Origin of the sequence: Dyella sp. SG562, assembly GCF_011759495.1 — a bacterium.
Taxonomy (GTDB): domain Bacteria; phylum Pseudomonadota; class Gammaproteobacteria; order Xanthomonadales; family Rhodanobacteraceae; genus Dyella_D; species Dyella_D marensis.
This window is the reverse complement of record NZ_JAAOYS010000002.1, coordinates 70,691-96,184: the sequence shown is the minus strand read 5'-3', so window position 1 is coordinate 96,184 and position 25,494 is coordinate 70,691. Positions and strand designations below refer to the sequence as shown.

At 68.3% G+C, this 25,494-nt stretch carries 26 protein-coding genes; 18 read left to right on the top strand and 8 right to left on the bottom strand.

Features of this window, described 5'->3' with window-relative positions:
- Positions 1 to 29 precede the first annotated feature (29 nt).
- The 3 genes from FHW84_RS03935 to FHW84_RS03925 all read left to right on the top strand — a co-directional run bounded on the left by FHW84_RS03935 (position 30) and on the right by FHW84_RS03925 (position 3,032).
- On the top strand, positions 30 to 1,766 hold the full coding sequence (locus FHW84_RS03935; protein ID WP_167253747.1) for a DUF885 family protein: 1,737 nt from the start codon (positions 30 to 32) through the stop codon (positions 1,764 to 1,766).
- A gap of 90 nt (positions 1,767 to 1,856) precedes the next feature.
- Positions 1,857 to 2,252, top strand: a complete 396-nt coding sequence (locus FHW84_RS03930) for an MbcA/ParS/Xre antitoxin family protein (RefSeq protein ID WP_167252839.1) — start codon at positions 1,857 to 1,859, stop codon at positions 2,250 to 2,252.
- Positions 2,253 to 2,333: 81 nt separating this feature from the next.
- A complete protein-coding gene (locus FHW84_RS03925; RefSeq protein WP_167252838.1) occupies positions 2,334 to 3,032 on the top strand; it encodes an RES family NAD+ phosphorylase in 699 nt (232 codons plus the stop codon).
- Positions 3,033 to 3,080: 48 nt separating this feature from the next.
- Here the strand turns inward: FHW84_RS03925 and phhA are convergent, their stop codons facing one another.
- Positions 3,081 to 3,974 carry a phenylalanine 4-monooxygenase gene (gene phhA, locus FHW84_RS03920; protein ID WP_167252837.1) on the bottom strand — a complete coding sequence of 298 codons (894 nt, stop codon included), beginning with the start codon at positions 3,972 to 3,974 and terminating at the stop codon, positions 3,081 to 3,083.
- 128 nt (positions 3,975 to 4,102) lie between these two features.
- Here phhA and FHW84_RS03915 point away from each other — a divergent pair, with 128 nt between their 5' ends.
- Positions 4,103 to 4,579 carry an Lrp/AsnC family transcriptional regulator gene (locus tag FHW84_RS03915; RefSeq protein ID WP_167252836.1) on the top strand — a complete coding sequence of 159 codons (477 nt, stop codon included), beginning with the start codon at positions 4,103 to 4,105 and terminating at the stop codon, positions 4,577 to 4,579.
- 86 nt (positions 4,580 to 4,665) lie between these two features.
- Here FHW84_RS03915 and FHW84_RS03910 read toward each other — a convergent pair whose 3' ends face one another.
- Positions 4,666 to 5,958: an MFS transporter gene (locus tag FHW84_RS03910; RefSeq protein WP_167252835.1), complete on the bottom strand. Its 1,293-nt coding sequence runs from the start codon at positions 5,956 to 5,958 to the stop codon at positions 4,666 to 4,668.
- A gap of 69 nt (positions 5,959 to 6,027) precedes the next feature.
- On the opposite strand from FHW84_RS03910, the gene FHW84_RS03905 reads away from it, so the two are divergent.
- The 3 genes from FHW84_RS03905 to FHW84_RS03895 all read left to right on the top strand — a co-directional run bounded on the left by FHW84_RS03905 (position 6,028) and on the right by FHW84_RS03895 (position 8,547).
- Positions 6,028 to 6,645: a TetR/AcrR family transcriptional regulator gene (locus FHW84_RS03905; protein ID WP_167252834.1), complete on the top strand. Its 618-nt coding sequence runs from the start codon at positions 6,028 to 6,030 to the stop codon at positions 6,643 to 6,645.
- Between the two features lie 103 nt (positions 6,646 to 6,748).
- Positions 6,749 to 7,549, top strand: a complete 801-nt coding sequence (locus tag FHW84_RS03900; RefSeq protein WP_167252833.1) for a lysophospholipid acyltransferase family protein — start codon at positions 6,749 to 6,751, stop codon at positions 7,547 to 7,549.
- Positions 7,546 to 8,547: an alpha/beta fold hydrolase gene (locus FHW84_RS03895; protein WP_167252832.1), complete on the top strand. Its 1,002-nt coding sequence runs from the start codon at positions 7,546 to 7,548 to the stop codon at positions 8,545 to 8,547. Before FHW84_RS03900 ends, FHW84_RS03895 begins: the two co-directional genes overlap by 4 nt.
- 15 nt (positions 8,548 to 8,562) lie before the next feature.
- Here FHW84_RS03895 and FHW84_RS03890 read toward each other — a convergent pair whose 3' ends face one another.
- On the bottom strand, positions 8,563 to 9,171 hold the full coding sequence (locus FHW84_RS03890) for a 2OG-Fe(II) oxygenase (RefSeq protein WP_167252831.1): 609 nt from the start codon (positions 9,169 to 9,171) through the stop codon (positions 8,563 to 8,565).
- A gap of 7 nt (positions 9,172 to 9,178) precedes the next feature.
- Entirely contained in the window at positions 9,179 to 10,654 is a 1,476-nt protein-coding gene (locus FHW84_RS03885; RefSeq protein ID WP_167252830.1) for an AAA family ATPase, read from the bottom strand.
- 106 nt (positions 10,655 to 10,760) lie between these two features.
- Here FHW84_RS03885 and FHW84_RS03880 point away from each other — a divergent pair, with 106 nt between their 5' ends.
- The 7 genes from FHW84_RS03880 (at position 10,761) to FHW84_RS03850 (ending at position 15,279) form a co-directional block, all read left to right on the top strand.
- Complete coding sequence (locus FHW84_RS03880; RefSeq protein WP_167252829.1) at positions 10,761 to 11,852, top strand: PQQ-dependent sugar dehydrogenase; 1,092 nt, start codon at positions 10,761 to 10,763, stop codon at positions 11,850 to 11,852.
- 24 nt (positions 11,853 to 11,876) lie between these two features.
- Positions 11,877 to 12,506: a YbhB/YbcL family Raf kinase inhibitor-like protein gene (locus tag FHW84_RS03875; RefSeq protein ID WP_167252828.1), complete on the top strand. Its 630-nt coding sequence runs from the start codon at positions 11,877 to 11,879 to the stop codon at positions 12,504 to 12,506.
- A gap of 145 nt (positions 12,507 to 12,651) precedes the next feature.
- On the top strand, positions 12,652 to 12,807 hold the full coding sequence (locus FHW84_RS03870) for a DUF1328 domain-containing protein (protein ID WP_167252827.1): 156 nt from the start codon (positions 12,652 to 12,654) through the stop codon (positions 12,805 to 12,807).
- Between the two features lie 89 nt (positions 12,808 to 12,896).
- Entirely contained in the window at positions 12,897 to 13,280 is a 384-nt protein-coding gene (locus FHW84_RS03865) for a DUF883 family protein (RefSeq protein WP_167252826.1), read from the top strand.
- Between the two features lie 21 nt (positions 13,281 to 13,301).
- Positions 13,302 to 13,838, top strand: coding sequence for an ABC transporter ATP-binding protein (locus FHW84_RS03860; protein ID WP_243867873.1), 537 nt, complete (start codon positions 13,302 to 13,304; stop codon positions 13,836 to 13,838).
- Complete coding sequence (locus FHW84_RS03855; RefSeq protein ID WP_167252825.1) at positions 13,835 to 14,125, top strand: hypothetical protein; 291 nt, start codon at positions 13,835 to 13,837, stop codon at positions 14,123 to 14,125. Before FHW84_RS03860 ends, FHW84_RS03855 begins: the two co-directional genes overlap by 4 nt.
- Positions 14,122 to 15,279 (top strand): AI-2E family transporter, encoded by a 1,158-nt coding sequence (locus FHW84_RS03850; RefSeq protein WP_167252824.1) that lies wholly within the window; start codon positions 14,122 to 14,124, stop codon positions 15,277 to 15,279. The genes FHW84_RS03855 and FHW84_RS03850 overlap by 4 nt, the downstream gene beginning before the upstream one ends.
- 4 nt (positions 15,280 to 15,283) lie before the next feature.
- Here the strand turns inward: FHW84_RS03850 and FHW84_RS03845 are convergent, their stop codons facing one another.
- From FHW84_RS03845 to FHW84_RS03830, 4 genes are all read right to left on the bottom strand, one after another.
- A complete protein-coding gene (locus FHW84_RS03845) occupies positions 15,284 to 16,048 on the bottom strand; it encodes an SDR family NAD(P)-dependent oxidoreductase (RefSeq protein WP_167252823.1) in 765 nt (254 codons plus the stop codon).
- Positions 16,049 to 16,060: 12 nt separating this feature from the next.
- Positions 16,061 to 17,539 (bottom strand): TolC family protein, encoded by a 1,479-nt coding sequence (locus tag FHW84_RS03840; RefSeq protein WP_167252822.1) that lies wholly within the window; start codon positions 17,537 to 17,539, stop codon positions 16,061 to 16,063.
- Positions 17,539 to 20,736, bottom strand: coding sequence for a multidrug efflux RND transporter permease subunit (locus FHW84_RS03835; protein WP_167252821.1), 3,198 nt, complete (start codon positions 20,734 to 20,736; stop codon positions 17,539 to 17,541). Before FHW84_RS03835 ends, FHW84_RS03840 begins: the two co-directional genes overlap by 1 nt.
- 119 nt (positions 20,737 to 20,855) lie before the next feature.
- Complete coding sequence (locus FHW84_RS03830) at positions 20,856 to 22,046, bottom strand: efflux RND transporter periplasmic adaptor subunit (RefSeq protein WP_167252820.1); 1,191 nt, start codon at positions 22,044 to 22,046, stop codon at positions 20,856 to 20,858.
- 142 nt (positions 22,047 to 22,188) lie between these two features.
- Between FHW84_RS03830 and FHW84_RS03825 the strand changes: the two genes are divergently transcribed.
- The 4 genes from FHW84_RS03825 to FHW84_RS03810 all read left to right on the top strand — a co-directional run bounded on the left by FHW84_RS03825 (position 22,189) and on the right by FHW84_RS03810 (position 25,494).
- The gene (locus FHW84_RS03825) at positions 22,189 to 23,148 is read left to right on the top strand and encodes a LysR family transcriptional regulator (protein ID WP_167252819.1); all 960 of its coding nucleotides are present in this window, start codon (positions 22,189 to 22,191) and stop codon (positions 23,146 to 23,148) included.
- Positions 23,149 to 23,250: 102 nt separating this feature from the next.
- Positions 23,251 to 24,381: a serine hydrolase gene (locus tag FHW84_RS03820; RefSeq protein WP_167252818.1), complete on the top strand. Its 1,131-nt coding sequence runs from the start codon at positions 23,251 to 23,253 to the stop codon at positions 24,379 to 24,381.
- 146 nt (positions 24,382 to 24,527) lie between these two features.
- On the top strand, positions 24,528 to 25,112 hold the full coding sequence (locus FHW84_RS03815) for an ester cyclase (protein ID WP_167252817.1): 585 nt from the start codon (positions 24,528 to 24,530) through the stop codon (positions 25,110 to 25,112).
- Positions 25,113 to 25,176: 64 nt separating this feature from the next.
- Positions 25,177 to 25,494 carry a helix-turn-helix domain-containing protein gene (locus tag FHW84_RS03810; RefSeq protein ID WP_167252816.1) on the top strand — a complete coding sequence of 106 codons (318 nt, stop codon included), beginning with the start codon at positions 25,177 to 25,179 and terminating at the stop codon, positions 25,492 to 25,494.

Sequence of the window (25,494 nt, the reverse complement as noted above, 5' to 3'; positions counted from 1 at the left end):
GCATCACCTGGCTGGCGCTGGCCGCGCTCATGCTTGCCGCGCCCGCCTGGGCGGATGACGCCGCCGCGCGTTTCCACCGCATCTACGAGCAGGAATGGGCCTGGCGCAACGGCCAGGCCGGCATCAACAACGCCGGCGAGGCGCAGCCGAGCAATGCACGGCTGGACGACGTCGACGCCGCCAGCCAGCAGCGCCGGCTCGAGGTCTGGAAGAAGACGCTGGCCGACCTCGACGCGATCGACCCGAAGCAGCTCGGCGCCGAGGACAAGGTCAACTACGCCGTGTACCGCACGCAGATCCAGAACATGCTCGCGGGCCAGCAGTACAAGCAGTGGCAGATGCCGTTCAACAGCGACTCGGCGTTCTGGAGCGACCTGGGCTACGTGCTCAACGCCGACGAACTGCGCACGCCGCAGGACTACCGCCGCTATCTGGATCGCCTGGGCCAGGTGCCGGCCTACTTCGCGCAGCAGATCGCCAACATGCGCGATGGGCTCGACCGCGGCTTCACCGTGCCGCGCGCGGTGCTGGACGGGCGCGATGCCTCGATCGTGGCGGTGTCGGACCTGAAAGACCCCACGCGCAGCAGCTTCTACCAGCCGTTCGAGCAGATGCCGGCCAGCGTCTCCGCCGAGGAGGCCGCGCGCATGCGCGAGGAAGCGAAGCAGGTGATCGCGCAGAAGGTGATCCCCGCCTACGCCACGCTGCTGAAGTTCTTCCGCGAGGAATACGTGCCGCGCGCGCGCGCCACGCTCGCCGCCGAAGCCATGCCGGACGGCAAGGCCTGGTACCGCCAGCAGATCATCGAATACACCACGCTGGACCTGGACCCCGGCGCCATCCACCAGGTGGGCCTGGAGCAGGTGGCGAAGATCCATGCGCAGATGGTCAAGACCATGCAGGAGAGCGGCTTCAAGGGCAGCTTCCCGGAGTTCCTGAAGTTCCTGCGCACGGATCCGCAGTTCCACGCCAAGACGCCCGAGGAACTGCTGATGCGCAGCGCCTGGGTGGCCAAGCAGGTGGACGGCCAGCTGGGCAAGCTGTTCGGCCGGCTGCCGCGCCAGCGCTTCGCCATCGTGCCGGTGGCGCCGGATATCGCGCCGTACTACACCTCCGGCCGCGGCGGCGCGAGCACTTATCTGGTGAACACCTACGACCTGCCGTCGCGCCCGCTGTACAACGTGGCCGCGCTGACCCTGCACGAATCGGCGCCCGGCCATTCGCTGCAGCTGGCGCTGGCCTCCGAGCAGAAAGGCCAGCCGGCGTTCCGCCGCCAGGGCTATATCTCGGCCTACGGCGAGGGCTGGGGCCTGTACTCGGAATACCTCGGCAACGAGATGGGCATCTACAAGACGCCTTACGACCGCTTCGGCTATCTCACCTACCAGATGTGGCGCGCCTGCCGCCTGGTGGTGGACACCGGCATCCACCACCAGGGCTGGACCCGCCAGCAGGCGATCGACTACCTCACCGACAACACCGCGCTGTCGGCACGCGAGATCGCCAACGAAGTGGACCGCTACATCAGCTGGCCGGGGCAGGCGCTGTCCTACGAGCTGGGCTATCTGAAGATCCTGGAGCTGCGCCGCAAGGCCGAGCAGGCCTTGGGCACCCGCTTCGACATCCGCCATTTCCACGACACGGTGCTGGAGATCGGCTCGGTGCCGTTGCCGGTTTTGGAACAGCGCATCGACCGCTTTATCGACGAGGGCGGGCCGGAGCCGGCCTTCGGCTGCGATTGCGCGAAGGATGGCGGCAAGTCCTGAGCCGCGCCGCCGGACCGGCCCCCGGCCGCCAGTGGCGTGAACTCCACATATGGAGTAGACTGAACGTTAACTTCACATGGAGAGTAGACAATGGCGGCCCACCTCCAGCCCGAATTCGTCGCGGCTACCGAGCTTGGCGGCCCGGCCTTGCGCGCTTTCTTCAAGCTGGCCGAGCAGTGGGAGCTGCGCATCAGCGACCAGCGCCGGCTGCTCGGCGATCCGCCGGAATCGACTTTCTACAAATGGAAACGCCAGCAGGAAGGCAGCCTGGGCCGCGACGTGCTCGAGCGCATCAGTTATCTGCTGGGCATCTACAAGGACCTGCAGATTCTCTTTCCCGACACCAAGCAGGCCGACGCCTGGGTGCGCAAGCCGAACGCGGCGCCCTTGTTCGGCGGCGGCTCGGCGCTGGACCGCATGCTTTCCGGCAACGTGGCCGACCTCTACGTGGTGCGCCAGTACCTGGACGCGCAGCGCGGCTGGTGACCGGCGCGGCACGCGTCGCAGTCGGCGATATCCCGGGACCGCATACTGGCGAGTCCTGGGCACAGTGAAGAACTTTCCGTCATGGCAGACACCCCGCCCCTGAAACGCATCCGCTGGAGCCAGGCCTTCCGCATCGTGCCGAGCCGGTTTCCGCCGGTCAGCGTGTACGACCGCATTGCCGACGCGGCCGACCTCGAAGCGCTGTTCTCCATCGAGGCGCTGACCAATCCGCGCATCCGCGACGAACTCGGCGTGCTGCCGCTGGTGCCGCAGGACCGGCGCGTCAGCGGCCCCGGCACCACGCCGGTGATGGCGGCGTTCACTCATCTCAATCCCGATGGCAGCCGCTTTTCCGATGGCAGCTGGGGGGTGTTCTACGCCGGGCGGAGCCTGATCACCGCGGTGGAGGAAACCGTCTATCACCGCGAGCGCTTCCTCGCCGCCACCGCGGAGCCCGCCTGCGACGTGGAGATGCGCTGCTACCGCACCAGCGTGCAGGCCAAGCTGCACGACCTGCGTGGCGGCTGGCCGGCCGAGCACGACCCGGACAGCTACGTGGCCAGCGTGAAGCTGGCGCGCCGGCTGCGCGCGGACGGTTCCGACGGCATCGTGTACGACAGCGTGCGCCATGCCGGCGGCGAGTGCATCGCGGTGTTCTATCCGGACTGCGTGGCGCCGTGCGTGCAGGCGGAGCATCTGCGCTATTGCTGGGATGGAACGCGCATCGCCAAGGTGCTGGCGGTGAGTGAGCTCAAGCGCGGCAAGAAATCGGTGCAATAAAAAAGGCCCGCGGATGCGGGCCTTTTCATGGGCGGCGCCGGCGCGGACTCAGGTGTCGGCGTCGGTCGCAAAACCTTCGCGCGTGCCCCGGTTGAACACGCGGTCGCTGTCCAGCACGTCGGCGGCGGCGTGCGGCGGGTGCGTCTTCAGGTCGGCGTAGATCGGCGTGAAGTCCGGGCGCGTCGCGTCGAACAGCTGCTCGAAGCTGTCGATCACGAAGTAGGTCTGCTGGTAGGTGTCGATGCGGTAGCGCGTATTCATCACGCGCTCCAGGCCGAAGCCGATGCGGTTGGGCGCGGCGGCATCCAGGCAGTAGATCGACTCGCCCTTGGAGCTGACGATGCCGGCACCGTAGATGCGCATGCCTTCGCCGGTGTTGATCAGGCCGAACTCCACCGTGTACCAGTACAGGCGGGTCAGGTTCATCAGCGCCTCCGGGCCGATGCCGAAGGCCTTCATGCCGCCGCGGCCATAGGCCTGCATGTAGTCGGCGAACACCGGGTTGAGCAGCAGCGGCACGTGGCCGAACAGGTCGTGGAACAGGTCCGGCTCGCTCAGGTAGTCGAGCTGGTCGGGGCGGCGGATCCACCAGCTCACCGGGAAGCGGCGGTTGGCCAGGTGGTCGAAGAACACTTCGTCCGGCAGCAGGCCTTCCACGGCCACCAGCTCCCAGCCGGTGGTTTCGCCCAGCACCTTGTTGAGGTCAGCGAACTTCGGAATGCCGTTCTCGCCCATACGGAAGCGTTCGATGCCGTCGAGGAATTCCTGGCAGGCGCGGCCCTTCAGCAGCTCGCGCTGGCGGCGGTACAGGGTGTTCCAGACCTCGTGGTCGGTCTGGCTGTAGTTGGCCCAGGGCTGCTCGACCACGCCGGTGGCATACACCGGCACATAACCGCGGTCGGTCTGCTGGTGTTCGACTTTGCGTGGCGTGCTGTGGTCCATGGCGGGCCTCCGTCAGAAGGACAACAGGATACGGCGGAGGACGCGCATGAAGGTTGTTTTGTTGCAGTATGTGACGCTGATAGCGCAATAATCATGCGTAATGACGCCATCTAGCCGGAGTATCTTGCATGGCCACCCTGGACCGCACCGACCTGCGCATGCTCGCCGTCCTGCAGAGCGAGGGCCGCATCACCAACGCCGAGCTGGCCGAGCGGGTGAACCTGTCGCCCTCCGCCTGCCTGCGCCGCCTGCAGCGGCTGGAGGCCGAGGGCGTGCTCACCGGCTACAGCGCCCAGGTCGACCCGGAGGCGGTGGGCCTGGGGCTGCAGGCTTTCGTACGCGTGCAGCTGGCCAAGCACGAGGGCGAGGCGATCGAGCGCTTCGTGCGCAATGTCAACGAGTGGGACGAGATCGTGGCCTGCTACGCGCTGACCGGCGACATGGACTACCTGATGCACGTCTATGTCGCCGACCTGCAGCACTTCTCGCGCTTCCTGCTCGACCGCCTGCTCAATGCCTCCGGCGTGGCCGACGTGAACTCCAGCTTCGTGCTGCGCACGGTGAAGCGCTCCGCGGCGCTGCCCTTGTCGCAGCTCGAATCGTAGGTTGGGGTGAGCGCCGCGAACCCCAACGTCGTGAGGCGCCTGAAGGTCTGTTGGGGTTCGTCTTCGGCTCACCCCAACCTGCGCCTTTACGCCGCTTCGCCGGCCAGCGCCGGCAGCTCGCCGCGGTCGCGGCGGCGGCCGATGCGCAGGGCCAGGAAGGCCGCCACCACGCCGGCGGCGCCGGCGATCACGAACGGCGTCATATAGCTGCCCAGCTGCACGCGCAGCACGCCGGCCATGAAGGCGGCCGCGGCAGCGCCCACCTGGTGGCCGGCCACCACCCAGCCGAACACGATCGGCGCATCGCGCTCGCCGAAGGCGTCGGTGGTCAGGCGCAGGGTGGGCGGCACGGTGGCGATCCAGTCCAGGCCGTAGAACACGCCGAACAGCGACAGGCTGTAGAACGAGAAATCGGAATACGGCAGATACATCAGCGACAGCCCGCGCAGCCCGTAATAGACGAACAGCAGCTTGCGCGGATCGAAGCGGTCGGTCAGCCAGCCCGAGGCGGTGGTGCCGACCAGGTCGAAGATGCCCATCATCGCCAGCAGGCCGGCGGCGCGGACTTCCGGAATGCCGTGGTCGCCGCACAGCGCGATGAAGTGCGTGCCGATCAGGCCGTTGGTGGTGAAGCCGCACACGAAGAAGGTGGCGAACAGCAGCCAGAACGTGCCGTTGCGGGTAGCGTTGCGCAGCACGCCCAGGGTCAGCGCGAACAGATTGCCGCCCGCGGCGCCGGCATCGGCCGGCTCGTCCGCCGTGGCGCCGTAGCGGCGCAGGCCGATATCGGAGGGACGCTCCGGCAGCAGCCACCAGGCCAGCGGGATCAGCACCGCGGAAACGGCGGCAATGGTCAGCACCACCGCCTGCCAGCCGAAGTACTCGGCGATCGCCGCCAGCCCGGGCAGGAAGATCAGGGTGCCCGTGGCCGTGCTGGCGGTGAGCAGGCCCATCATCAGCCCGCGATGGCTGCTGAACCAGCGGCCGACCACGGTGGCGCCCATCACCACCGCGACGCAGCCGGTGCCGGCGCCGGACAGCACGCCCCAGGTCGCCACCAGCTGCCAGGGCTGGCTCATCAGCGCGCTGGAGGCGGCGGCCAGGGTCATCACCGACAGCGCTACCAGCAGCACGCGGCGGATGCCGAAGCGCTGCATCAGCGCCGCGGCGAACGGGCCCATCAGGCCGTACAGCAGGATGCCGACCGCCGCGGCCGAGGAAATGCTGTCCCGGCTCCAGCCGAACGCGCGGCCCAGCGGCAGCATCAGCACGCCCGGCGTGGCGCGCATGCCGGCCGAGGCGAGCAGGGCCAGGAAGACCACGGCGACAACGACGAAGGCGTAGTTTTGGCCGAAGGGCCGGTGGCGTTGTATAGTCATGTTACCGATCGGTACGGGACGGAGGCGCAGAGTACGTACCGATCGGTAACATTGTCAACAGGTCGAACCATGTCCAACCGCACGAAATCCACCCCGCAAGCCCGGGAACCCTCCGAAACGCCGCGCCGCGCGGCGGACCGCATCCGCGACACCGCCTTCGACCTGTTCTACCGCGAAGGCATCCGCGCGATCGGCGTGGAGGAGATCGTCCACCGCGCCGGGGTGACCAAGCCCAGCCTGTACCGCGCCTTCGAATCCAAGGACGAGCTGATTGCGCAATACCTGCGCGATTACGACCGCCGCTTCCGCGACAACTTCGCCGCCCAGGGCGCCGGGCATCCGGACGACCCCAAGGCGCAGCTGCTGGCCTATGTCGACTACCTGGCCGCGCGCGCCAGCACCGACGGCTACCGCGGCTGCGGCCTCACCAATGCAGTGATCGAATACCCCGACCCCGCCCATCCGGCGCACCAGGTCGGCGTGGAAAGCAAGGAAGCCCTGCGCGAGCGCCTGCGCGAGCTGTGCCGCGGCATGGGCGCGCCCGATCCGGACGAACTGGCCGACGGCCTGCTGCTGCTGATCGAGGGCAGCTACGTGTCCGGCCAGACCTTCGGCGGGCGCAGTCCGGCACGCGTGCTCGGGGCCATGGCGCGGCGGCTGATCGAAGCCAGCCTCGCCGCGCGGTGATTCATCCGGGGCAGGCAGTTTGAAACGCCAGTGGAATGCCGTCTGCACCATGCGCATGCGCACAGCCGACGTAGAGTCCCACTAACGCTAAACTAACCCGCTGATGAGCACCGACACCGTCTCCGCCCAGGACCGAGATTTCCTGCGACCGCTGCGCTACTTCTGGCGCATCCCCCTGCTGCTCCTGCATATCGTGCTGGGCGTGTTCCTGTGCGCCGGCATCCTCAGCTGGAACCGCCACGTGGTGATGAAGGACGGCCGCGAGCCGTTCGCGCACCGCATGATCCGCTGGTGGTCGCGCGCGCTGCTGCGCATCTTCGGCCTGCGCTCGGTGCGCCTGGGCCAGCCGCTGCGCGATCCGGTGCTGTTCGTGGCCAATCACACCTCGTGGATCGACATCGAGCTGCTGCACAGCCAGCGCGCCGCCTGCTTCGTGGCCAAGGCGGAGATCGCCAGCTGGCCGCTGGTCGGCTGGCTGGCCGCCAGCGGCGGCACCATCTTCCATCGCCGCGGCAGCAACCATTCGCTGGCCACGGTGATGCAGGTGATGGTCGACCGCCTGCGCGGCGGCCGCTCGGTGGCGGTGTTCCCGGAAGGCGGCACCGGCCACAACGGCGTGCTGCGCGTATTCCATGCGCGCATCTTCCAGGCCGCGCTGGACGCGGAAGTGCCGGTGCAGCCGGTAGCGCTGCGCTTCGCGCGCGACGGCCGCCGCGTGGTCGACGCGGGCTTCCGCGAGCACGAGAACTTCATGCAGAACTTCCTGCGCCTGCTGGGCGAGGCGCCGCTGGACGCCGAAGTGCATTTCCTGGAACCGGTGCCCGCCACGCCGGACGCGCGCCGCCGCATGGCGGAGCTGTCGCGCGAGCGCATCGCCGCGGCGCTGGAAGACCGCAGCGCATGACCCTTCCCCGAGGCACCGATTTCCGCCCGCCATGGCCGCTGACCAGCGGCCATATCCAGACCATGCTGTCCTCCAGCGGCGTGCGCCGCCAGCTGCTGCCGCGCGCGGCGCAGACCGTGCGCGAAGGCGCGCAGGAGACCATGGTGGACGGCGGCGACGGCGTGCGCCTCACCGGCGCCTACACCGCGCAGAAAAAACTCCCGCAGGCGCGTGGCCTGGCCGTGCTGTTCCACGGCTGGGAGGGCAGCGTCGATTCCACCTATGTGCTGCAGACCGGCAGCCGCCTGCTGGCCGAAGGCTGGGACGTCTTCCGGCTGAACTTCCGCGACCACGGCGACAGCCATCCGCTCAACGAAGCGCTGTTCCATTCCTGCCGCATCGACGAAGTGGTGCACGCACTGGGCGACATCGCCCGGCGCTGGCCCTCGCGCAAGCTGGCGCTGGCCGGCTTCTCGCTGGGCGGCAACTTCGCCCTGCGCGCCGCGCTGCGGGCGCCGGAAGCCGGGGTGCCGCTGGATTACGCGCTGGCCGTGTGCCCGATCGTCGATCCGGGCGAAGGCCTGTTCTCGCTGGAAGAAACCGCGCCGTGGTTCTACCGGGCCTACTTCCTGCGCAAGTGGCGCCGCTCGCTGCGCGCCAAGCAGGCGGCGTTTCCGCACCGCCAGTATTTCGAGCTGGATGAGCTCAAGCAGAACCTGCGCGGCCTGACCGAATCGCTGGTGCTGCGCCACACCGACTTCGGCTCGCTGCAGGCCTACCTGGACGGCTATTCGGTGGCCGGCGCCGCGCTCCAGCGCATGCAGATTCCGGCCACCATCCTTACCGCGCGGGACGATCCGGTCATCCCCGTCGATGCGTTCGAAAAGCTGGAACTGCCGCCCTGCGTGGAGCTGGACATCGCGCCGCACGGCGGCCATTGCGGCTTTATCCGCGGCATGGACATGACCAGCTTCACCGACGAGTACATCGCCGCGCGCTTCAACGCGCTGGCCGGCTGATCCGGCTTTACCGGATCAAATCAGCGAGCCGGGCTCGCGCCGCCGCATCCAGCAGGCGATGCTCATGCGCTCGCGCGTGGCCGGCAGCACTTCGTGTTCGAAGCGCGAGGACAGGAACAGCACCATGCGCCCCGCCTGCGGCAGCACGTCGTGGTGGCTGCCATCGTCCAGATACAGGCGCAGCGCGCCGCCGTCTTCGGCGCGCCAATCCGCGTTGAGGTAATACACCGCCGACACCACGCGCGCTTCGAGCTGGTGCGGCTGGTCCAGGTGGCGCGCATAGCGCGCGCCGGGCGGATACACGGCGTAATGCGCTTCGCTTTCCACCAGGCCCAGCATCAGGCTGCGATTGAAGGCCAGGCGCAGCGCTTCGAGCGCTTCGACGTACGGCTGCTGCGCCGCGGTGGGTGCGTCCATCTCGAACCAGCGCGTGTGGTCGCCACGCAGGGTGGATGCCACTTTTTCCCGCCCGATCCGCGCCGCCGTCAGCTCGCCCGACGCATGCAGCGCCGCACATTCGCCCGCCAGCGCCGCCGTCGCCGCGCCAGGCAGCAGATCTTCGAACACGCACCAGCCTTCGCCGGCAAGCGCGTCGATCACGGCATCGATGCGTGCGGGATCCATCGGAAGCTCAGTCCGCCGGCACGCAGCGCCCGCGCGCCCAGATGCGCAGCGCCTCGACCTGCTCGCGCATCAGCACCGACAAGGGCCGCGTCGCGCCCAGTGCCGCCAGCATCATCGGCTGGTCCGGCGGCGTGGCGGCGCTGCTGGCGTCGTATAGCGCGCTGACCACGGCCTGCTCGATTTCCGCGCCGGAGAAACCTTCGCTCGCGGCCGACAAGGCCGGCAGGTCGAACTGCTCCACCGGCAGCTTCCGCCGGCGCAGATGCATCGCGAAAATATCGGTGCGCACCGACGGCTTGGGCAGGTCGACGAAGAAGATCTCGTCGAAGCGCCCCTTGCGCAGCAGCTCGGCCGGCAGTTCGTCCACCGCATTGGCGGTGGCCACCACGAAGACCTTTGCCTTGCGCTCCGCCATCCAGGTCAGCAGATAGCCGAGCACGCGGCGCGATACGCCGCCATCCTCGCCGCCGCTGGCCAGGCCCTTCTCGATCTCGTCGATCCACAGCACGCACGGGGCCAGCAGCTCGGTGCTGTGCAGCGCCTCGCGCAGGTTCTTCTCGGTCTCGCCCTGGTACTTGTTGTAGAGCGCGCCGAAATCCATGCGCACCAGCGGCACGCCGAAGCCGCCGGCGATCGCCTTGGCCGCCAGGCTCTTGCCGCAGCCCTGCACGCCCAGCAGCAGCACGCCCTTGGGCGGGTCGAGCGTGGGATCGGGCTCGGCGGCGAGGAAGATCGCGCGCCGCCGCGCCACCCAGTCGCGCACGCGGCTGACGCCGGCGATGTCGGCGAAGCTGGCGGTGGCGTATTCGTAATGCAGCAGGCCGGAGCGGTTGAGCAGCTCGAACTTGGTGCGCATCAGTTCGGGCAGGTCGTCGGCGGTGAGCGCGCCGTCGTTGTAGATCAGCTTGCGCACGATGCGCCGCGCATCCGTCGCGGCCAGGCCGAGCAGGTTGCGCACGATAGTGCGCGCGGCGTCGCCGTCCACTTCCACGCGGCGGCCGTGCTCGCGCTGCCAGGCCAGCGCCTCGGCGCGCAGGATCGCCGCCAGCTCCTTGATGTCCGGCAGCGACAGCGGCACGCGCATGCACAGCGCTTCCAGCTCCTCCGGCAGCTCGATGCGCGCGCCCACCAGCACCACCGTATGCGCCGCCGAGCGCTGGCGCTGCACGATCTCGCGCAGCTGGCGCAAGGTCATGGCGTAGCGCAGGAACGGGTGGAAATCGAACAGCAGGTAGATGCCGCGCTCGGGCGCGTCGCGGATGGCGTCCAGGGTCGCGTCCGCGTCCGGCGCGAAAGCCTCGCCGCCCTGGGCGAAGTCCAGCCGGTTCAAGCCGTCGGTCAGGGTCCAGCGCCACAGCGGCCGCAGCGACTGCGCAATGACGTGGCGGAAACACTCGATCACCCGCTGTTCGTCCACCGTCTCGATGACCAGCAGCGGCGTGGCCGCGCGCACCAGGGTGGTCAGGTCCTGCAGTTCGCTCATGGCTATGGGGGATCCCTTCTCAGCCGGCGCACGATATCAGAGCGGCAGAGGCAACTTCACGCGCGTCGGTATAGGCTTCGGGGCTCCGCCCACCCGGAGGTCACCCATGCGTCCGTTCCTCGCTCTCGCGCTCGGCCTGCTTGCTCTGCCGGCCCTGGCCGATCCCCAGCTGGACAAACTGACCCTGCCCAAGGGTTTCCATATCGCGGTCTATACCGACCAGACCCCCAATGCGCGCGAGATCGCGCTGGGCGCCAAGGGCACGGTGTTCGTCGGTTCGAACGATGCCGGCAAGGTCTATGCGCTGACCGACAGCACCGGCAGCGGCAAGGCCGACAAGGTGCGCGTGATCGCCACCGGCCTGCAGCTGCCGGTGGGCGTGGCGTTCAAGGACGGCGATCTGTACGTGTCCGCCGTGAGCAAGATCGTGGTGCTGCGCGATATCGAGAACCACCTGGACAACCCCCCGAAGCCCGAGGTGGTGTACGACAAGTTCCCCACCGAGACGCACCACGGCTGGAAGTTCATCGCCTTCGGCCCCGACGGCAAGCTGTACGTGCCGATCGGCGCGCCCTGCAACATCTGCGACAAGGGCAAGGACTACGCCAAGCTCACCCGCCTCAACAAGGACGGCACCGGCCTGGAAGATGTCGCCTACGGCATCCGCAACACCGTCGGCTTCACCTGGCGCCCGGGCAGCAACGACCTGTGGTTCACCGAGAACGGCCGCGACCTGCTCGGCGACGACCTGCCCAGCGACGAGCTCAACCGCCTCACCCGCGTGGGCGAGCATTTCGGCTATCCCTATTGCCACCAGGGCGACACGCTCGATCCGGAATTCGGCAAGGGCAAGAACTGCAAGGACTACACGCCGCCGGTGCTCAAGCTCGGCGCCCACGTAGCCTCGCTGGGCCTGCGCTTCTACGAGGGCAAGCAATTCCCCGCCGCCTACAAGGGTGCGCTGATCATCGCCGAGCACGGCTCGTGGAACCGCACCAAGAAATCCGGCTACCGCGTGATGACGGTGCGCCTCAACGGCAACAAGGTGGCCTCGTACGAGCCGCTGATCGAAGGCTTCATGCAGGACGAGAAAGCCTGGGGCCGCCCCGCCGACGTGCAGCCGCTGCCGGACGGCAGCCTGCTGGTGAGCGACGACCTGAGCGGCGCGGTGTACCGCGTCACCTACCAGGCAAAGTGATCAGCGACTACCGAGGAGACCGCCGTGCAACTTCGCAGTGACAGCTTCCAGGACGGCCAGCCGATTCCCGCGCGCTGCGCCTTCGGAAAGCCGGGCGATCCGGTCGCCCTGTCGGAAAACCTGAGTCCGCAGCTGGCGTGGAAGGATGCGCCGCCGGCCACGCGTTCCTACGTGCTCACCTGCATCGACACCGACGTGCCCAGCCGCGGCGACGACGTCAATCAAGCCGGCCGCACGGTGCCGGCGGATCTTCCGCGCGTGGAGTTCGTGCACTGGCTGATGGCCGATATTCCGGTCGAGTACACCGAGCTGGCCGAAGGCGCCTGCAGCGACGGCATCGTCGCGCGCGGCAAGCGCGCGCCGTCCGGCCCGCCCGGCAGCGTGCAGGGCAAGAACGACTACACCGGCTGGTTCCATGGCGACAAGGACATGGGCGGCGAGTACCTCGGCTACGACGGCCCGTGTCCGCCATGGAACGACGAGCGTGTGCATCACTATCACTTCCGCGTGCATGCGCTGGACGTGGAAAAGCTCAACCTCGCCGACGGCTTCACCCTCGACGAGTTGCGCAAGGTGATGCACGGCCACGTGCTGGCGCAGGCGGAGCTCGTCGGCACCTATGCGATCTACGCGAAGGCCACGGTGCACGCTTAGATCCATTCAAGCGAAAACGCGTGTGACGCAACGATGTGGTGGCGGCGTGGAGGCTGCGGCGCGCAGCCTTCACGCTCGCGAGGCGCGTGCTATGGATGAATGCGGACCAGGGGTTCCCGTTCGCTGATATCAGAGGAATCGCGCCATGCTTCACTACGCCCTGGTCTTTCTGGTCATCGCCATCATCGCGGCCCTGCTGGGCTTCACCGGAATCGCAGGCACGGCCGCGGGCATCGCCAAGATCCTGTTCATCGTTTTCCTGATCCTTGCCGTGATTGCCTTCTTCCGGCGGGCCAGCTGAACAGACGCGCCGCACGGCGCCCATCCGGGCGGGATTTTCGCTACAGTCGATAGCCCGCAGTCCACGATCCCGTCCCCAAGGAGAACGCCATGAACAAAGAAGTCCAGGCGAAGGAAACGGCTCCCGAGCAGGCCCTCGGCACGGGCGGCAGCCGCATCGAGGAAAGTGCCGAGCGCTTCAAGCGCGCCACCTCCGACGCGGTGGCCACGGCCAAGGACAAGGTCGACCACGTCGCCGACCGCGTCGAGGACGGCCTGCATCGCGCCACCGACAAGGCCGCCGATGCCGCCACCCGCGCCACCGAGAAAGCGGGCGAATACAGCGAGCGCGGCCGCGAAGCCTATGACGAGGCGATGGACCGCGCCGACGTATGGCTGGAACGCGCACGCGACTACGTGCGTGAGAAACCCGTGCAGTCGGTGGCCATCGCGCTCGGCGCGGGCTGGCTGCTCGGCCGCATCCTGCGCCGCTGATCCGGCAAAGAGTCCAGGCGGATGCATGATCCCGGCCGCGAGGGCGGCGGGCGCGAGGACACCGGTCCCGATCCCGCCCGTCCCGACCCACCGTCGCAGGGGCAGGCGTCCGCCGACGCGGACGCCGCCGCGCCGGGCATCCTCGACGATATCGGCCGCGCCGGGCGCGCGGCCAGGCACCTGTTCGGTGCGCAACTCTCCCTGCTGGTGGCGGAACTCGGGCTGGCGCGCAGCGCCGTCTCCTGGATGCTGCTGGCCGGTCTCGCCGCCACCGTGGCCGGCGTGGGCCTGGGTCTCACCCTGATGGCGCTGGCCGGCGTGCTGCTGGCCGCCTGGCTGCATTCCTGGCCGCTGGCGCTGGGCATACTCGGCGTGCTGCAGCTGCTGTTCCTCGGCGGCATGATCATGCTGTTCCGCCGCTGCATGCATTGGCTCACGCTGCCCGACTCCCGCAACGCATGGCGTGAGACCATACGGCAGGCGATGCGCCGTTCCGAAGGCGCAGCGCCGGATCCGGCCGCGGCGCGGCCGGGCGCGAACGGGGAGGAGAGCCTATGAGTCTGTTCAAGCATCTGCGCGCCGTGCGCGAAGCGCGCGGGCGGGTGGCCGATGCGCGCGAGGCGCTGGCGGAACCGGCCGGTGCCCTGCTTGCGCGCGGACGCCGGCATCCGCTGGGCACGGTAAGCGTCGCCGCGGGCCTGGGCTTCGTGCTTGGCCAGTTGAACGTGCATCCGCTGCGCATTCCCGGACTGGGCGCGCTGCTCAACGGCACCGTCGCCGAACTGGTCGCGCAGGGCGTGCGACTGGTGGCCGAATTCAGCGAAGGCGGCTTCGACCCGTCATGAGCGCCATCGGTCCCCTCGTGCCGCCGCCGGAAGGCAGCGGCGAAATGGCGCCTGCACCGCTGCCGCCGGCCGACGAACCGCCAGCGCGCCATCGGCATCGACCGGCGGTGCGCTTCACCCAGCGGCATCTGCTGGGCATCCGCGCCGTGCTCAACCTGTTGCTGCTGCTGGCCCTGCTCTATACCGTCACGCTCGCCCGCGACCTGCTGATCCCGCTGGTGCTGGCCGGCTTCATCGGCCTGGCCTTCAATCCCATCGTCGCCTTCGCCGCGCGCCGGCGCGTGCCGCGCTGGCTCAGCGCCAGCTTCCTGGTCATCGCGCTGATCGCCGGCATCGGCAACGGCATCGCGCGCCTGACGCCGCCGGCGCTGGAATGGTTCCACGACGCGCCCAGCCTGGTGCGCAACTTCGTGCCCAAGCTGCGCACCATCATGCAGCCGCTGGAAGCGGCCAACCGGGCCACGCAGAGCCTGGTCGGCGGCCAGCTGTCGCGTCCGCCGCCGCGCGCCGCGCCGGTGACGATCGACGCCTGGGACGTGCTGGCCGGCACGCCCAAGGTGCTGGCCGCGGTGCTGACCGTGGTGCTGCTGGTGTTTTTCTTCCTGATCTACGGCGACACCTTGCTGCGGCGCCTGGTCGAGATCGCGCCCAACTTCCGCTACAAGCGCCGCACGGTGTCCATCGTGCGCAGCATCCAGGTGGAGGTGTCGCGCTACATCCTCACCACGGTGGTGATCAACGCGACGCTGGGCGTGGTCACCGCGACGATGCTGTGGGCCTATGCCGTGCCCGATCCGCTGCTGTGGGGTTCGGTGGCGATGATCGCCAACTTCATTCCCTACGTCGGCTCGATCACTACCACCGCCTTGCTGGCAGTGGTGGGCCTGATCCATTTCGACCAGCCCGGCCAGGCCTTGCTGCCCGCGCTGACCTTCGCCGGCATCACCGCGGTGGAAGGCAACCTGATCACGCCGCTGATCCAGGGCCGCCGCATGCGCCTGAGCCCGGTGGCGATCCTGCTGTGGCTGCTGGTGTGGGGCTGGCTGTGGGGCATTCCCGGCGCCTTGCTGGCGGTGCCCATGCTTACCAGCGTGAAGCTGATCGCGGAGAAGATCCGCGGCTGGCGCTGGTTCGCCATGGTGGTGCAGCGCTAGCGGATCACCAGGCGATCGGCGCGCGGTCGCGGAAGAAACCGCCGGTGATCGCGCCCTGCGAGGGCAGGCTGGCCGCCCACACGATGCCGGCCGCGCCGTCGGCGACGGGCCGACCGCCCGGACCGCCCATATCGGTGGCGACCCAGCCGGGGCAGACCGCATTGACCAGGATCCCGCTGCCTTTGAGCTCGGCGGCGAGCATGCGCGTATAGCTGTTGAGCGCGGCCTTGGACACCCGGTACGCGGGGCAGTCCTCGCCCTCGCTGTCGATCGCGCCGCAGCCGCTGGAGACATTGACGATGCGCCCGTAGGCATGGCGCCGCATGAAGGGAATGGCGGCTTCGCTGAGCCGCCAAGCCCCGAGCAGGTTGGTGTCCAGTGCGCCGCGCACGTAGGCCAGGTCCACCGAGGACGCGCGCTCGTCGAGATTGAAATACGCGCCCGCGTTGTTCACCAGCACGTCGAGCCGCCCGTAGTCGCGCCCGATGCGTTCGGCCAGCGCATCCACGTCCGCTTGCGCCGTCACGTCCAGCTGCACGGCGGTGACGTCGCCGCCTTCCCGCCGCAGCGCCTTCGCCGCCTTTTCGCCGGCGGCGAGCTGGCGCGCGCCGAGCAGCACGGTCATGCCGGCCGCGGCGAGCTGGCGCGACACCTCCAGCCCGAGTCCGCGGTTGGCGCCGCTCACCAGCGCCACGCGCTGGCTCGGTGGCGGTTCGGTGCCGAAGCGCTCGCGCGGCGCGCGGCGCGGAAACGGGACAGGAGGACTCATGGCGCTACACCCTCACGGCACCTGGGCAAGGTTGCTGCAGCTCTCGTCGCCGCAGGCTTCCCAGCCGCCGCCGATGGCCTTGTACACCGCCACGGCGCGCAGGTTGATCGCCGCTTCCGCTTCGGCCAGCGCGTCCTCGGCGGAAAGCTGCGTGCGCTCCGCATCGAGCAGCTGCAGGAAGTCCGCGGCGCCTTCGTTGTAGCGCACCCGCGCCAGGTCGGCGGCGCGGCGGCTCTGCGCCACCTGGTCGAACAGCTTCTGCACGCGCTCGCGCTGCAGATTGAAACCGACCAGGGAGTTGCTGACGTCTTCCACCGCCTGCAGCACGGTGCGCTGGTAGTTGGCCAGCGCCGCGTCGGCGCGCGCCTCGCTCGCCTTCACGTTGTTGCGCACGCGCTGCACGTTCAGGCCCGGCCAGCTGATGCTCGGCGCGATCGACCAGGCACGCGAGGACGGGCCGCCGAAGTCGTTGCTGCGTCCGGCCAGGAAGCCCACGAAACCGCCCAGCGTGATGTGCGGGAACCAGTCGGCCTTGGCTACGCCGATGCGCGCATTGGCCGCGGCCAGTTCGCGTTCGGCGATGCGCACGTCGGCGCGGCGCGCCAGCACGTCGCCGGCGTTGCCGATCGGCAGCGCCACGTCGATCGGCTTGAAGCTGCCGGGCGACAGGTCGATGTCCAGCTCGCCCGGACGCTCGCCCAGCAGCACCGCCAGATGCGCTTCGTCCGCATGCGCCTGCGTTTCCAGCACCGGCAGCTGCGCTTCGGTGGAGGCCAGCCGGGCGTTGGCGCTGGCCACGTCCTGCTCCGAACCCGTGCCGATGTCGAAGCGCGCGCGGATCAGCCGCATGGTCTCGCGCTGGTTGTCGATGTCGCGCTTGGCCACGTCGATGCGCAGCTGGGTGCCGCGCAGGTCGAAGTAATAACGCGCCACTTCGGCGAACAGCGTCACCTGCGCGTCCTGCAGCGAGGCCGCGCTGGCCTGCGCCTCGGCGCCGGCCGCCTCCACCGAGCGGCGCACGCCGCCGAACAGGTCCAGCTCCCAGCTGGCGTCGAAGCCGGCGCGGTAGCTTTCGGTGGTCACGCGGTCGGTGGTGAAGCCCGGCTGCTGCTGCCGGCTGCGCTGGTAGCCGATGTTGGTGTCGACGGTGGGCCACTGGTCGGCGCGGGTCACGCCGAGCAGGGCGCGCGATTCCTTCAGGTGCGCAATGGCGATCTTCAGGTCCGGCGCGTTCTTCGCCGCGCGCTGGATCAGTGCATCCAGCGCAGGGTCGTTGAACTGCTTCCACCACGCGGCCTGGAAGCCTTCGGCGGTTTCCTGCTTCGCATCGGCTTCCTGCAAGGTGAGCGGTTTCTCGTCGGGCCGATGGTAATCCGGCCCGACGCTCACGCAGCCTGCCAGCAGCAGGGCGGCGGCCATCGCACTCAGGCGTGCCTGCCTGGGCGCGCGGCGCGCGAACCAGCCCTGCACGGTTTCAATCAAGGTAAACATCAGTGTTCCTCCAGCGCGGGCGTATTGAGGCCCTTGGCAGCGCGGCGGGCGGCGCGGCGTTCGGCGGCGCGCTCGCTCCAGCCGCGGATGATCACGTAGAACAGCGGGGTGAAGATCAGGCCGAAGAAGGTGACGCCGAGCATGCCGGCGAACACCGCCACGCCCATGGCATGGCGCATTTCCGCGCCGGCGCCGTGCGAGGTCACCAGCGGCACCACACCCATGATGAAAGCGATCGAGGTCATCAGGATCGGGCGCAGTCTCAGGCGGGCGGCTTCCAGCACGGCCTGCTTGCGGTCCATGCCTTCCAGGATCTGCGCTTCGCGGGCGAACTCCACGATCAGGATGGCGTTCTTGCAGGCCAGGCCCACCAGCACGATCAGGCCGATCTGGGTGAAGATGTTGTTGTCGCCGCCGGAGAGCCACACGCCGGAGATCGCGGACAGCAGCACCATCGGCACGATCAGGATCACCGCCAGCGGCAGGGTCAGGCTTTCGTACAGCGAGGCCAGCACCAGGAACACCAGCAGCACGCACAAGGGGAACACCAGCACCGCGGTATTGCCGGCGAGGATCTGCTGATAGGTCAGCTCGGTCCATTCGAACGACATGCCGTTGGGCAGGTTCTCGCGCGCCAGCTTCTCCATCGCATCCTGTGCCTGGCCGGAGCTGAAGCCCGGGCCGGGGCCGCCGTTGATCTCGGCGGTGGGGTAGCCGTTGTAGTGCTGCACGCGGTCCGGGCCCACGCCCTGGTGCACGGTCAGGAACGAACCGAGCGGGATCGCATCGCCGCGCGCATTGCGGGTGCGCAGCTGCAGCAGGTCTTCCGGTTCACGGCGGAAGTGCTGGTCGGCGGACACGTTCACCTGGTAAGTGCGGCCGAAGCGGTTGAAGTCGTTGACGTAGAGCGAGCCCATATAGGCCTGCATGGCCTGGTACACGTCGGCCAGGTCCACGCCTTCGGCCTTGGCCTTCTCGCGGTCCACGTTCGCGTCGATCTGCGGCACGCTCACCTGGTAGCTGGAGAACAGGCCGGCCAGGGTCGGCGTCTTGCGGCTTTCGGCGATCAGGTTCTGGGTCTGCTTGTACAGCTCCTCGAAGCCGACGTCGCCGCGGTCCTCGATCTGGATGCGGAAACCGCCGATCGTGCCCAGGCCCATCACCGGCGGCGGCGGGAACACCGCGATGTACGCGTCCTGGATGCCGGCGAACTTCTGGTTCAGCGCCATCGAAATGGCACCGGCCGACAGCGAGGCGTCGCGGCGCTCCTCGAACGGTTTCAGCGTGGCGAACACGATGCCGGAGTTGGTGCTGTTGGTGAAACCATTGATCGACAGGCCCGGGAAGGCCACCGCGCTCTGCACACCCGGCTGCTTCAGGGCGATGTCGCTCATGCGGCGGATCACGTCTTCGGTGCGGTCCAGCGAGGCGGCATCGGGCAGCTGGGCGAACGCCACCAGGTACTGCTTGTCCTGCTGCGGCACGAAGCCGGTCGGCACGTGGGCAAAGCCCAGGAAGCCCAGCGCCACCAGGCCGCCGTACACCATCAGGGTGACGGTGCCGGCGCGCAGCACGCGCTTCACGCCGCCGACGTAGCGGTTGGCGCCGCTGCTGAACACGCGGTTGAACGGACGGAACACCCAGCCCAGGCTCTTGTCCATCCACACCGTGAGCTTGTCCTTCGGCGCGTCATGGTCGCGCAGCAGGATGGCGGCGAGCGCCGGGCTCAGGGTCAGCGAGTTGAACGCCGAGATCACCGTGGAGATGGCGATGGTCAGCGCGAACTGGCGGTAGAACTGGCCGGTCAGGCCGCTGATGAAGGCGGTCGGCACGAACACCGCGCACAGCACCAGGGCGGTGGCGACGATCGGGCCGGTCACTTCCTTCATCGCCTGGCGCGTGGCCTCCTTGGGCCGCATGCCGTGCTCGATGTGGCGCTCGACGTTCTCCACCACCACGATGGCATCGTCCACCACGATGCCGATCGCCAGCACCAGGCCGAACAGCGACAGCGCGTTGAGCGAGAAGCCTGCCAGGTACATCACCGCGAACGTGCCGATCAGCGACACCGGCACCGCCACCAGCGGAATGATCGAGGCGCGCCAGGTCTGCAGGAACAGGATTACCACCAGCACCACCAGGGCGATGGCTTCGAACAGCGTATGCACCACCGCTTCGATCGAACCGCGCACGAACACGGTCGGGTCGTACACGATGTGATAGTCCACGCCCTGCGGGAACTCCTTCTTCAACTCCGCCATGGTGGCGCGCACTTCGTCGGAGATCTGGATGGCGTTGGAGCCCGGGCGGGCGAAGATCGGAATCGCCACCGCCGGCTGGTTGTCCAGCAGGCTGCGCAGCGCGTAGTTGTTGGAACCCAGTTCCACCCGGGCCACGTCGCGCAGATGCGTCACGCCGCCGTCGGCGGTGGTGCGCACGATGATGTTGAGGAAGTCTTCCTCGGTGACCAGGCGGCCCTGCGTGTTGATGTTGAGCTGGAACGCGGCATTGCCGGGGCCGGGCGGCGCATTCAGCGCACCGGCGGCCACCGCCACGTTCTGCTCCTGGATGGAATGGACCACGTCGCCGGTGGTGAGCTGGCGCGAGGCCAGTTTCTCCGGATCCAGCCACACGCGCATGCTGTATTCGCCGGCGCCGAACAGCTGCACGTCGCCCACGCCGTTCAGGCGCGCCAGCTGGTCCTTGATGTGCAGGCGCGCGTAGTTCGACAGGTACAGCATGTCGTAGCGGTTATCGGGCGAGGTGAGGTGCACGACCATGGTCAGGTCGGGCGAGCTCTTCTGCGTGGTCACGCCCAGGCGCTGCACTTCCTGCGGCAGCTTGGTCAGGGCCTGCGCCACGCGGTTCTGCACCTGAACCTGCGCGTTGTCCAGGTCGCTGCCCAGCGCGAAGGTCACCGTCAGCGTCATGGCGCCGTCGCTGGTGGACTGCGAGGAGGTATAGAGCATGCCTTCCACGCCGTTGATCTGTTCTTCCAGCGGCGTGGCGACGGTTTCGGCGATCACCTTGGGGTTGGCGCCGGGGTAGCTGGCGCGCACCACCACGGTGGGCGGCACCACTTCGGGATATTCGGAGATCGGCAGCTTGAACAGCGAAATGCCGCCCGCGATGACGATCAGTACGGAGAGGACGCCGGCCAGGATCGGCCTGTCCACGAAGAATTGGGCGATTTTCATCGGATCGGTCCTGAGAGTTCTTTAGGACAAGCCGGCCCCGAAGGCGCGTGCTCCACGCGCCTGGCGATGCCGTTCGTTCCATCCCCGCGCCGCGTTCGGCGCGGGGCCATGTCCATCGATTAGTGCTGCGCGGCAACCTTGTTGCTGCCGCCGCCGCCGAGGGCGAGCTGCTTGTCGGGGTCGAGGCTGCGGGTTTCCATCGCTACCTTGGTGGCGTTGACCTCGGCGCCGGGGCGCACGTGCTGCAGGCCGTTGACCACCACCACGTCGTCCTTGTTCAGGCCTTCCTCGACCACGCGCAGGCCGTCGAGCAGCGGGCCGGTGACGACGCGGCGGTATTCCACCTTGCGGTCCTTCAGCACCAGCACGTACTTGTTGCCGAGGTCCGAAGCCACCGCGCGGTCGTCGATCAGGGCGCGCGGGCGCTGGCTGTCGCTGCGCAGCTGCACGCGCACGTACAGGCCGGGGGTGTAGCTGCCGTCGGCGTTGTCGAACACCGCGCGCAGGCGGATCGTGCCGGAGCCGGCGCGCAGCTGGTTGTCGACGAAGTCGATGCGGCCGGCGTGCGGGAAGCCCTGCTCGTTGGACAGCGCCATGGCGACCTTCGGCGCCACGCCGCGCTCGCGGCGCAGCTGCTCGAGCTTCAGATAGCTGTGCTCGTCGACGTCGAAGTAGGCGTAGACCGGGTTCACGCTGACCACGCTGGTCAGCACGTCATTGCTGGTGACCAGGTTGCCTGGCGTGATCAGGGCATTGCTGACGCGGCCGTCGACCGGCGCGCGCACCTCGGTGAAGCCGAGGTTGAGCTTGGCGGCGTCCAGCGCGGCGCTGGTGGAGGCCAGCTGCGCCTTGGCGCTCTGCGCGGCCGTGCTGAGGCGGTCGCCTTCCTCGCGCGAAATGGCGTGCTGCTCCAGCAGGCGCTGGCCGCGGGCGGCATTGGCGTCGGCCAGCGTCAGCTCCGAACGGGCCTGGCTGAGATTGGCCTGCAGCCGGTCCACTTCGGCCTGGTAGGGGCGCGGGTCGATGCGGAACAGCAGCTGGCCCTTCTTGACCAGGGCGCCCTCGGTGAAATGCACCGAGTCCACATAGCCGCTCACGCGCGGCCGCAGCTGGATGGTGTCCACCGCCTGCAGGCGGCCGGTGAACTCGTTGGAATCGTTGACCGCGCGCACCAGCACCTGGGCGACGGTCACTTCCGGCGGCCCGCCGGCGGCGGCCTGGGCGTGGGTTTCGCCGCGGCTGCCGAGCACCGCCCAACTGCCGGCCACGGCAACCACGGCGAGGGTGGCGAAGATCCATCGTTTCTTCATGATGCGCTCCGAGAATTAGTGAACCGATCGGTTCAAACCGTTCGAGGCGCGAGAGAATAGGTGTACCTTCCGGTTTAGAAAATCCCTCCCTTGTGCAATGCAGTAGTGACTGTCAGTCACGAATGGGCGCAGAATCGACGCTATGGAAGACTTTGCCGCAATATCCGCCTTCGTTCGCGTGGTCGAGGCCAAGAGCTTCGCCGCCGCCGCCTCCCAGCTCGGCATGACCCCCTCCGGCGTCAGCCGGGCGGTGTCCCGCCTGGAGGAGCGCCTCGGCGCCCGGCTGCTGTTCCGTTCGACCCGTTCGCTGCGGTTGACCGACGATGGCGCCGCGTTTCACGCACGTTGCAAGGAAATCCTTGCCGATCTGGCCGAAGCCACCGAAGCCCTGAACTACGCCACCCGCAAGCCCACCGGCCGCCTGCGCGTGGGTATTTCGCTGGCCGTGGGCCGCGCCGCGGTGATCCCCCGCCTGGACGAATTCGAGCGCCGCTACCCGGATATCCGCCTGGAACTGTCCATGAGCGACAGCCCGGCCGACCTCAACGAAGAAGGTATCGACTGCGCCATCCGCGTCGGCGAGCTGGAGGATTCCAGCCTGATCGCCCGCAAGATCGGCTACCTGCGCAACGTGGTCTGCGCCTCGCCCGAGTACCTGGCCAAGTACGGCGCGCCGCGCAGCATCGAGGACCTCAAGCAGCACCGCATCATCAACTACGTCTATCCCAACCGCCGCCCGCGCCAGTGGCAGTTCGACACGCCCAGCGGCCAGGTCGGCGTGGACGTCGATGCGCACCTGCTGATCAATGACGGCGAGTCGGTGATCCAGGCCGCCGCCGCGGGCCTGGGCATCACCCAGGCCCCCCACATGCTGCTGTGCTGCATGCTCGACAAGGGCATGCTCGAGCTGGTCATGACCGACACCATCTCCACCGGCAAGCCGGTGTGGATCGTGTATCCGCAGAAGAAGCACCTGTCGGCGCGCGTGCAGGCCTTCATCGAATGGGTGCGCGAGCTGTTCGACCGCACCAACGAGCCGGGCTACAAGAAGGCGCCGGTGGCGGGGAAGGTGGAAGCGCCGGAACGCTTGAGCGCCGCCTAAGTCGTTGAAGCCCCGCGGCTTCATAAATCTTCATCCGGTCTTCCGGCGCTTCATTCGCCGCCGCGCTGGACTCCATGGGCACCTCAACCATGGAGTCCGACCATGCACCATCCCAGGCCTTACCTGCTCGCCGCCCTGCTCGCGGCCTGTTCGCTGTCTCTGTCCGCGGCCGAGTACCGCGCTCCTGACGCGCATGACGATGGCTGGCCCGTCGCCGATGCCCGCGCCGGACACGTCGACACCGCCCCGTTCGCCGCGCTTGAGGGCAAGATCGCCGACGGCAGCTTCAAGAACATCACCAGCGTCCTGGTCGCCCGCGACGGCAAGCTGGTCTATGAGCATTACTTCAACGGCAGCGACGCCGGGCATCTCAACGACGTGCGCTCGGCCAGCAAGAGCGTCACCGCGCTGCTGGCCGGCGCAGCCATCGATCGCGGCCTGATCCCCGGCGTGCAGGCCAAGGTCTACGGCTTCTTTCCGGACAAGCAGCCGGTGCAGCACGCCGACCCGCGCAAGCAGGCGATCACGCTGGAAGACCTGCTGACCATGAGTTCGCTGTGGGAATGCAACGACGAGAACGAGTTCTCCGCCGGCAACGAGGAGCGCATGTACGTCAGCGAAGACTGGCTGCAGTTCGCGCTGGACCTGCCCATCAAGGGCTTCGCGCCATGGATGGCCAAGCCGGCAGACAGCCCGCACGGCCGCGCGTTCTCCTACTGCACGGCTGGCGCCTTCGTCTCCGGCGCGGTGGTGGAGCGCGCCGCGCGCATGCCGCTGTCGCGCTTCGCCGCCGACGCGCTGGAAAAGCCGCTGGGCATCGAGCACGTGCAATGGAATGCCTCGCCGCTGGGCATCGGCATGGGCGGCGGCGGCACGCGCTACCGCAGCCGCGACCTGGCCAAGCTCGGCCAGCTGGCCTTGGATGACGGGCGCTGGCACGGCAGGCAGGTCATTTCCGCGGCGTGGATCCACGCCATGCTGACCGTGCATGCGCAAGCGCGCGACGACGCCGACTACGGCTACCTGTGGTGGTGCTTCCGCAAGCCGGTCACCGGCATCGACGAACCGGTATGGGCGATGAGCGGCAATGGCGGCAACTACGTGTTCGTGGTGCCGTCGCGGCGGCTGGTCGCGGTGATCACCAGCACGGCCTACAACCAGCGCTATGCGCATCCGCAGTCGCAGGAAATCCTGCGCGAATATCTGCTGAAGGCGGTGTCCGGCGCACGCTGACGCGCACACCTGGGTTACTGAAAAGTAACCAATTTACAGCGTGCTCCGGCGCGCTCAGACTGATGCCTCGCTTATCGACGGAATCTTCCCGGTGGCTCCTTCAGGAGCCGCCGACGTCGATTCACACCCACCAGGAGGCACGCATCATGACGACCCGAAAGACCGCATTCGCCCTGGCGTTCGGCGCGGGCCTCGCCCTCGGCGGGCTGGCGGCGGCACAGGCCGCGGAGCAGGATCACTGGCCGGCCAGCAAGAACGGCCAGGCGGTGCCGAAGGTGGCCGGCACGCCGGCCGAACTGGCGAAGAACCTGGCCAACTTCGACGACCTGGATTTCCGCGTCTATACCGGCCAGCAGTGGGAAAACCTGCACAAGAGCCATGGCCAGGACATCGTCGTGCACTACCCCGACGGCCACACCACCAAGGGCATCCCGGACCACATCAAGGAACTGCAATTCATGTGGACCTGGGCGCCGGACAACCGCATCACCGAACACCCGGTGCGCTTCGGCACCGCCGATGCGCAATGGACGGCGGTGATGGGTTTCCTCGATGGCACCTTCACCAAGCCGATGGTGCTGGCCGACGGCACCGTGATCCAGCCGACCGGCAAGGCCTACCACCTGCCGATGGCAACGCTGGGGCACTGGAACAAGCAGGGCACGATGGACGAGGAGTATCTGTTCTGGGACAACGCAACCCTGCTGAAGCAGATCGGCGTGGGCAAGTAATCCCGTCGACATTCGTACGGGCCGGCGATTGGCGCCAGCCCGGCGAGCTTCCATACTCGCGCTCATGGCCACCGACCCTTTGAACATCTGCGCCGCCGAAGTGGTGCTGCGCGTCCTGCGCGGACGCTGGGCCATGACCATCCTGATGACGCTGGCCGAACGCGGCCCCGTGCATTTCGGCGCGATGGAGCGCTCGATCAAGGGCGTCTCCGCCAAGGTGCTGTCGGAACAGCTGCGCTATCTGCGGAATGCGGGTGTGGTAAGCCGCAGTTCGTCCGCGCAGCGGCGCGAGGTCTATTACGAACTCACGCCGCGCGGCCAGGAACTGACACTCGCGCTCGACGCGATCAACGACCTGGCGCGACGCTGGCCCGACCTGTAG

What these genes read in the sequence shown, in the direction of transcription:
- FHW84_RS03935 (WP_167253747.1), top strand. Translation starts at nt 30, where the DNA reads ATGCTTGCCGCGCCCGCCTGGGCGGATGACGCCGCCGCGCGTTTCCAC.
- FHW84_RS03930 (WP_167252839.1), top strand. Translation starts at nt 1,857, where the DNA reads ATGGCGGCCCACCTCCAGCCCGAATTCGTCGCGGCTACCGAGCTTGGC.
- FHW84_RS03925 (WP_167252838.1), top strand. Translation starts at nt 2,334, where the DNA reads ATGGCAGACACCCCGCCCCTGAAACGCATCCGCTGGAGCCAGGCCTTC.
- phhA (WP_167252837.1), bottom strand. Translation starts at nt 3,974, where the DNA reads ATGGACCACAGCACGCCACGCAAAGTCGAACACCAGCAGACCGACCGC.
- FHW84_RS03915 (WP_167252836.1), top strand. Translation starts at nt 4,103, where the DNA reads ATGGCCACCCTGGACCGCACCGACCTGCGCATGCTCGCCGTCCTGCAG.
- FHW84_RS03910 (WP_167252835.1), bottom strand. Translation starts at nt 5,958, where the DNA reads ATGACTATACAACGCCACCGGCCCTTCGGCCAAAACTACGCCTTCGTC.
- FHW84_RS03905 (WP_167252834.1), top strand. Translation starts at nt 6,028, where the DNA reads ATGTCCAACCGCACGAAATCCACCCCGCAAGCCCGGGAACCCTCCGAA.
- FHW84_RS03900 (WP_167252833.1), top strand. Translation starts at nt 6,749, where the DNA reads ATGAGCACCGACACCGTCTCCGCCCAGGACCGAGATTTCCTGCGACCG.
- FHW84_RS03895 (WP_167252832.1), top strand. Translation starts at nt 7,546, where the DNA reads ATGACCCTTCCCCGAGGCACCGATTTCCGCCCGCCATGGCCGCTGACC.
- FHW84_RS03890 (WP_167252831.1), bottom strand. Translation starts at nt 9,171, where the DNA reads ATGGATCCCGCACGCATCGATGCCGTGATCGACGCGCTTGCCGGCGAA.
- FHW84_RS03885 (WP_167252830.1), bottom strand. Translation starts at nt 10,654, where the DNA reads ATGAGCGAACTGCAGGACCTGACCACCCTGGTGCGCGCGGCCACGCCG.
- FHW84_RS03880 (WP_167252829.1), top strand. Translation starts at nt 10,761, where the DNA reads ATGCGTCCGTTCCTCGCTCTCGCGCTCGGCCTGCTTGCTCTGCCGGCC.
- FHW84_RS03870 (WP_167252827.1), top strand. Translation starts at nt 12,652, where the DNA reads ATGCTTCACTACGCCCTGGTCTTTCTGGTCATCGCCATCATCGCGGCC.
- FHW84_RS03865 (WP_167252826.1), top strand. Translation starts at nt 12,897, where the DNA reads ATGAACAAAGAAGTCCAGGCGAAGGAAACGGCTCCCGAGCAGGCCCTC.
- FHW84_RS03860 (WP_243867873.1), top strand. Translation starts at nt 13,302, where the DNA reads ATGCATGATCCCGGCCGCGAGGGCGGCGGGCGCGAGGACACCGGTCCC.
- FHW84_RS03855 (WP_167252825.1), top strand. Translation starts at nt 13,835, where the DNA reads ATGAGTCTGTTCAAGCATCTGCGCGCCGTGCGCGAAGCGCGCGGGCGG.
- FHW84_RS03850 (WP_167252824.1), top strand. Translation starts at nt 14,122, where the DNA reads ATGAGCGCCATCGGTCCCCTCGTGCCGCCGCCGGAAGGCAGCGGCGAA.
- FHW84_RS03845 (WP_167252823.1), bottom strand. Translation starts at nt 16,048, where the DNA reads ATGAGTCCTCCTGTCCCGTTTCCGCGCCGCGCGCCGCGCGAGCGCTTC.
- FHW84_RS03840 (WP_167252822.1), bottom strand. Translation starts at nt 17,539, where the DNA reads ATGTTTACCTTGATTGAAACCGTGCAGGGCTGGTTCGCGCGCCGCGCG.
- FHW84_RS03835 (WP_167252821.1), bottom strand. Translation starts at nt 20,736, where the DNA reads ATGAAAATCGCCCAATTCTTCGTGGACAGGCCGATCCTGGCCGGCGTC.
- FHW84_RS03830 (WP_167252820.1), bottom strand. Translation starts at nt 22,046, where the DNA reads ATGAAGAAACGATGGATCTTCGCCACCCTCGCCGTGGTTGCCGTGGCC.
- FHW84_RS03825 (WP_167252819.1), top strand. Translation starts at nt 22,189, where the DNA reads ATGGAAGACTTTGCCGCAATATCCGCCTTCGTTCGCGTGGTCGAGGCC.
- FHW84_RS03820 (WP_167252818.1), top strand. Translation starts at nt 23,251, where the DNA reads ATGCACCATCCCAGGCCTTACCTGCTCGCCGCCCTGCTCGCGGCCTGT.
- FHW84_RS03815 (WP_167252817.1), top strand. Translation starts at nt 24,528, where the DNA reads ATGACGACCCGAAAGACCGCATTCGCCCTGGCGTTCGGCGCGGGCCTC.
- FHW84_RS03810 (WP_167252816.1), top strand. Translation starts at nt 25,177, where the DNA reads ATGGCCACCGACCCTTTGAACATCTGCGCCGCCGAAGTGGTGCTGCGC.